3 protein-coding genes are annotated in these 6224 nt (G+C 46.2%); 2 read left to right on the forward strand and 1 reads right to left on the reverse strand.

The window, feature by feature from the left end; all coding sequences use genetic code 11:
- Positions 1–168 precede the first annotated feature (168 nt).
- Positions 169–2127: a site-specific DNA-methyltransferase gene (locus ACFPVS_RS06970; RefSeq protein ID WP_378595526.1), complete on the forward strand. Its 1959-nt coding sequence runs from the start codon at positions 169–171 to the stop codon at positions 2125–2127.
- A 12-nt stretch (positions 2128–2139) separates the two neighbouring features.
- Positions 2140–4743 (forward strand): restriction endonuclease, encoded by a 2604-nt coding sequence (locus ACFPVS_RS06975; RefSeq protein ID WP_096295553.1) that lies wholly within the window; start codon positions 2140–2142, stop codon positions 4741–4743.
- A gap of 65 nt (positions 4744–4808) precedes the next feature.
- Here ACFPVS_RS06975 and coaBC read toward each other — a convergent pair whose 3' ends face one another.
- The gene (coaBC, locus tag ACFPVS_RS06980; protein ID WP_378595525.1) at positions 4809–5990 is read right to left on the reverse strand and encodes a bifunctional phosphopantothenoylcysteine decarboxylase/phosphopantothenate--cysteine ligase CoaBC; all 1182 of its coding nucleotides are present in this window, start codon (positions 5988–5990) and stop codon (positions 4809–4811) included.
- Between the last annotated feature and the right edge of the window lie 234 nt (positions 5991–6224).

Raw genomic sequence — 6224 nt, forward strand, 5'->3', positions numbered from 1 at the left:
TGCCGTCTGAAAAATTTTCAGACGGCATCACAAATAGGGCGGATATGCCTATCCGCTAAATACAACAAGACAGGGTGCGTAGGTCGGGTATGTTTACCCGACAAATTCATACGGCATTTAAAATCAAAAAAATTAAGGAAAATATTATGAATAATCAAGAAGTTAAAAATATTCGCGGGGGGGGGGGTAGACTGCCCGACTGAAAACCCGAATACGATATTAAACGGTAATCTTGCCAAACTCAAATCCCTCTTTCCTGAAGTCTTCAGCGAAAACCAAATTGATTTTGAAAAACTCAAATTAGTGTTGGGCGAAGACAATCTTTGCGCCCAAAACGAACGCTATCAACTGGGCTGGGCAGGCAAATCCGATGCCTACCGCACCTTGCAATCGCCCACATTCAACACGCTTGCGCCCTGCGTTGCCGAAAGCGTAAATTTCCACGACACGCAAAACGTATTTATCGAAGCAGAAAATTTGGAAGCCCTGAAAATTCTGCAAAAATCTTACGCGGGCAAAGTCAAAATGATTTACATCGACCCGCCCTATAACACAGGCAGCGACAGCTTTGTCTATCCCGACAAATTCGCCGAAACCCGCGACGAATACGCCCGCCGCGTGGGCGACAAAGATCAGGAAGGCTACCTGAAACGCGACGGCGTATTCCAAGGCGCGTTCCGCAAAAACGGCAAAGACAGCGGGCATTACCACAGCAACTGGCTCAACATGATGCTGCCGCGCCTGCATCTGGCGAAAACGCTGTTGCGCGAAGACGGCGTGATTTTTATCTCGATTGATGACAACGAACAGGCGCAGTTGAAATTGCTGTGTGATGAAGTGTTTGGGGCGGAGAATTTTGTGGCTGATGTGATTTGGCAGAAAAAATACGCTGCAACAAATGACGCAAAAGGATTTTCTACCTTACACGATTACATTTTGGTTTATCAAAAAAGTTCTGAATTTGAAAGAAATTTACTTCCACGAACAGAGGCTCAAAATAAACCCTATAAAAACGATGATAAAGATGGAAAGGGTCTATGGCGAAGCGATAATTTATTAGTTAAATCATTTTCTGCCAGTGCAGTATATCCCATTACAAATCCAAATACAGGGGAAAAATTCTTTCCCCCACAAGGAAGTTCGTGGCGGGCAAGTCAATCCACAATGGAAATTTGGTTAAAGGAAAATCGCATATTTTTTGGGAAAGATGGTTTAGGAGCACCACAATTAAAAAGATATTTAAATGAAGTTCAACAAGGCAGAGTGCCAACAACGTGGTGGAATTTTGAAGAAGTTGGACACAATGATGCCGCCAACAAAGAATTGCAAAATCTTTTTAATTCCAAAGCACCATTTGACACGCCAAAACCAACAACATTATTAGCACAAATGTTAAAAATTGGTTCAAATTCAGACGGCATCATTATGGATTTCTTTTCAGGCTCCGGCACAACTGCCCACGCCGTGATGCAGTTGAATGCCGAAGACGGCGGCAACCGCCGCTATATCTGTGTGCAGCTTCCCGAAGAAACGGATGAAAAATCCGAAGCGCGTAAAGCCGGTTTCGCCAACATCGCCGAAATTGCCAAAGAACGCATCCGCCGTGCAGGCGCGCAAATCCGTAGGTCGGGCATTGATGCCCGACAAAATATGCCGTCTGAAAATGCGGATACTGCTGCGGGCGCGGTGTCGGGCATCAATGCCCGACCTACTGTGGACACGGGTTTCAAAGTGTTTAAATTAACCGAAAGCCATTTCAAACAATGGCGCAGCCCCGCCGATCGCAGTTCAGACGGCCTTGAAGCGCAGCTGGAAATCTTCCGCGATGTCGTCGAACCGCACGCCACCGCCGAAAACATGGCTTACGAGCTGGCCTTGCGTTTGGGCTTCAAGCTGACCGACCCGATGGTTTTTTCAGACGGCGTGGTGTGGCTGGATAATGAAAACGGCAACCGCAAAACGGCTTTGCTGCTGGAAACAGTTTCAGACGGCCTGTTGTCGGAGGTATCGGCGCAGAATCCTGTGAAAGTGTTTGCGCTGGATAAAGCGTTTGCAGGCGGTGATGCGCTGAAAACCAATGCCGCCTTGCAGTTTAAAGATGCCGGTATTGACTTTGAAACGCTGTAACGGGAGTGCCGGATGGAATTGAAATTTGAACAGTTGGATTATCAGCACGAAGCCGTTAACGCGGTGGTGCGTTTGTTTCAGGGCGAACCCAATCAGAAGCAAACCTTTGCTTTGCAGTCGGGTTTTTCGCCTGTTGTGGGCAATCGGCGCGTTTTGCCGTTGGACGGAATCGGCAAAAATTTAAACGGAGTGCAAAAAGATTCCGGTCTGCCTGAAACGCAAATCGGCGAACACGGCTTGAATTTTTCCGTAGAAATGGAAACGGGAACAGGCAAAACTTATGTGTATTTGCGGACGATTTTTGAATTGAACCGCCAATACGGTTGGCGGAAATTTGTGATTGTCGTGCCGGGCGTGGCGATTCGTGAAGGCGTGTTGCAGAGCATTCGCGCGATGACGGCGCATTTTCAGACGGCCTTTGACGGCGTGCATTTTACCCATTCGGTGTACAGCAGCGACCGTTTGAACCGCTTGCGCAGCTTTGCCACCGGCACGCACATCGATATTTTGATTATGAATATTGACGCATTCAAAAAAGACGGCAATGTGATTAACCGCGCCAATGAAAGCGGCGAAGCCCCTATTTTGCAAATCAGCCAAACCCACCCGATTGTGATTGTGGACGAACCGCAAAATATGGAAACCGATTTGGCAAAACAAGCGATTGATTCGTTAAACCCTTTGTTTGTGTTGCGTTATTCCGCCACGCATAAAAATCCATATCACAAAATTTACAGCTTAAATCCCGTGCAAGCCTATAACAAAAAATTGGTGAAGCAGATTGAAGTAGAACCTGTATTGGCGCAAAACGATGTGAATGGCGCGTATGTGGTGCTGAAAGAGTTTGTGGCGGGCAAGAAAAAGCTGGCTGCCAAAGTGGACATTCATTTCAATAAAAAAGAAGTGAAAAAGAAAACGGTCAGCGTGTCTTCTGGCGATGATTTGTTTGACAAATCAGGCGGTAATGAAAGTTACCGGCACGGTTTTATTGTTAATGGCTTGGACGCGGAATCGGGCGAAATGGCGTTATCAAACGGCCAAATCATCACGCTGGGCGAAGGCGATGATTTAATCCGCGACGAAATCATGAAAAAGCAGATGGAATGCACGATTAAAGAGCATTTGAAAAAAGAGAAGCGTTTAAACCCGAAAGGGATTAAGGTTTTATCGTTGTTTTTTATTGATAAAGTGGCGAATTATCGTGAAAACAGCAAATTTGCGCGTTGGTTTGCGGAAATTTACGAGCGCGAAACGGGCGAAAGTGCAAACGGTGTGCATGACGGCTATTTTTCGCAAGACAAAGGCAAGGACAAAGACACCAACGGCAACAGCAAAGCCGATGAAGACACTTACAATCTGATTATGAAAGATAAGGAAAAATTGTTGTCGTTTGACAGCAGATTGCGCTTTATTTTTTCGCATTCCGCGCTGAAAGAAGGCTGGGACAATCCGAATGTGTTTCAAATCTGTACGCTCAACGAAACACGTTCGCCGATTAAAAAACGGCAGGAAATCGGGCGCGGTTTGCGCTTGGCGGTTAATCAAAAAGGAGAGCGGGTGCGCGATGACGGCGTGAATATTCTGACCGTGATTCCGAATGAAAGCTATGAAAGTTTTGCCGCCAATCTGCAAAAAGAATACGAAGAAGAATGCGGTATCCAATTTGGTAACGGCGGCGTGAAAAAGGCGAGTGACAGAACCCGGCAGACGTATCGCAAAGGTTTTACGCTAGACCCTGAATTTTTGGCAATTTGGCAGAAATTGTGTTGCAAAACCCGTTACCAAGTGGCATTTGAACGCGAGCATTTGATTCAGGCAGCCTGCAAATTGATTAAAAATATGCCGCCTATTCAAAAAGCGCAATTAGTCGTGCAAAAAGCCAAACTCAAGCAAACGCAAACAGACGGCATTTGGGGCGAAGAAATGTATTCGCACAATCATGCGCTGGAAAATGATTGGGAAATACCCGATGTGTTGTATGAAATCCAACGCAAAACGCAACTCACGCGCCAAACGATTTTTGAGATTATCCAGCAATCCGAGCGGATTGGCGAATTGACGAATAATCCGCAACGTTTTGTGGATTTGGTTAGCGAGAAAATTTTGTTGGCATTGCATGGTTTGATGATTGACGGCATTGAGTATTTAAGACAGCCTGAGAAAGATCAAACGGCATACACGCAAAGTTTGGCCCGTTGGCGCGATTTGGAACAAAACGGCGCGGAATTTTTTAAAAATGAGCATACTTTCGCCATTGAAAATGCCGATAAAACGATTTTTGCGGATTATATTTCGCTGGATTCCGGCACAGAAAACACGTTTGCCCGACAATGTGAAAGCCATGAAGATGTGCGTTTGTATTTCAAATTGCCCGATTGGTTTAAAATTCCTACGCCGATTGGCCATTACAATCCCGATTGGGCGATTGTGATGAATCACCATGACAAAGTTTACTTTGTTGCCGAAACCAAAAATACAGGCAAAGGCATTCAAGACGGCGTAGATTTGGCTAAATTGTATTTGGAAGAACAGCAAAAAATTGCGTGCGCGAAAAAGCATTTTGCCGTGTTTGACGGGGTAAACTATCGTGTGGTGGAAAAGCTAAGTGAATTGTGATTACGAAATGCCGTCTGAAAAAACGAAATCGGAATGTTTCAGACGGCATTTTTATTTAAAAACCGTTAAATCAGTTCGGCCAAACGCTTCACAATCTCTTTGGCAGCCTGCTGTTTGCTGCTTTCGGGGAACGTGGTTTCTTGTCCGTCATCAATAATCGTAATCTGATTGGTGGCTTTGCCCATCGCTTGCGATACTTGGTTGGCAACAATCATCGGAATGTTTTTACGTAGGCGTTTGGTGCGGGCATATTCCAATACGTTTTCACTTTCGGCGGCGAAACCGATACAAAATGGCGGATGAGGTAGCGCAGCCACCGAAGCAAGAATATCGGGATTTTCGGCAAGTTCGATAACGGGCGGTTTGCCGCTGCCGTCTTTTTTCAGTTTTTGTTTGCTGGCATTGCTCACTTTATAGTCGGCAACGGCGGCAACGGAGATAAAGGCGTCTTGTTTTTCTATATGCTGGTGTACGGCGCGATACATGGCTTCTGCGCTGACTGCCTGCTGGATATGGTGCAAACCGGCAGGGAATGCCGTCTGAATTTGACCGTAGATTAAGGTGACTTCTGCACCGGCTGCGCGGCAAGCACGTGCCAATGCGATGCCCATTTGCCCGCTGGAAATATTGGTAATCCCGCGAACGGGATCGATGGCTTCAAAAGTTGCGCCCGCAGTCATCAGGATTTTTTTGCCGGCAAGGGCTTTGGGTGTCCATAAATCGGGGATTAAATCAGCCAGCTCTACTGCTTCCGGCATGCGTCCGACACCGGTTTCGCCGCAAGCCTGTTCGCCGCTGCTGGGCTGAAACACGGTGATGCCGTCTGAAACCAGTTGCTTAATATTGCGCTGATTGGCGGGGTTGAACCACATTTCTACATTCATTGCAGGGGCCACGGCCATTGGGCATTTGCGTGCGGCGGCGAGGTTGCTTAATAAATTATCTGCAATACCGTTGGCGATTTTGGCAATGGTGTTGGCGGTTGCCGGCGCAATTACAAAAACATCGGCTTCTCGCGTTAAGTTGATATGTGCCATGCCGTTACCACCCGATTCACCGGTGTGGGTATCAAATAAAACAGGATTGCCGCTTAATGCTTGAAAAGTCAGCGGCGACACAAATTCTGTTGCTGAACGGCTCATCGCTACGGTAACCGAATGCCCCTGTTTTTTTAGTAGGCGTGCCAGTTCGCAAGATTTATAAGCCGCAATGCCGCCGCTGATGCCCAATAGAATGTGTTTGCTCATATCAATAAAATTTGTATCTATAACTAAAAAGAAATGGAATATTGCCACTATATCATGAAGTATAGACATAGGCCGTCTGAAAAATTTGATTTCAGACGGCCTATGTTGATTGAGTGGCTGCTGTTTGGTATGGGGTTTTGAGATTTTTGTAATTTAGTAAGGATTAAATCTGATTGTAAAACAGCGGGTTGATGATTTTGTCAGGGGATGGTGTTGGATTTGGGTTGACGGGTT

Origin of the sequence: Neisseria weixii (genome assembly GCF_042658245.1) — a bacterium.
Classification (GTDB): domain Bacteria; phylum Pseudomonadota; class Gammaproteobacteria; order Burkholderiales; family Neisseriaceae; genus Neisseria; species Neisseria weixii.

Coding starts and splice junctions, on each gene's coding strand:
- ACFPVS_RS06975 (WP_096295553.1), top strand. CDS start 2,140: ATGGAATTGAAATTTGAACAGTTGGATTATCAGCACGAAGCCGTTAAC.
- coaBC (WP_378595525.1), bottom strand. CDS start 5,990: ATGAGCAAACACATTCTATTGGGCATCAGCGGCGGCATTGCGGCTTAT.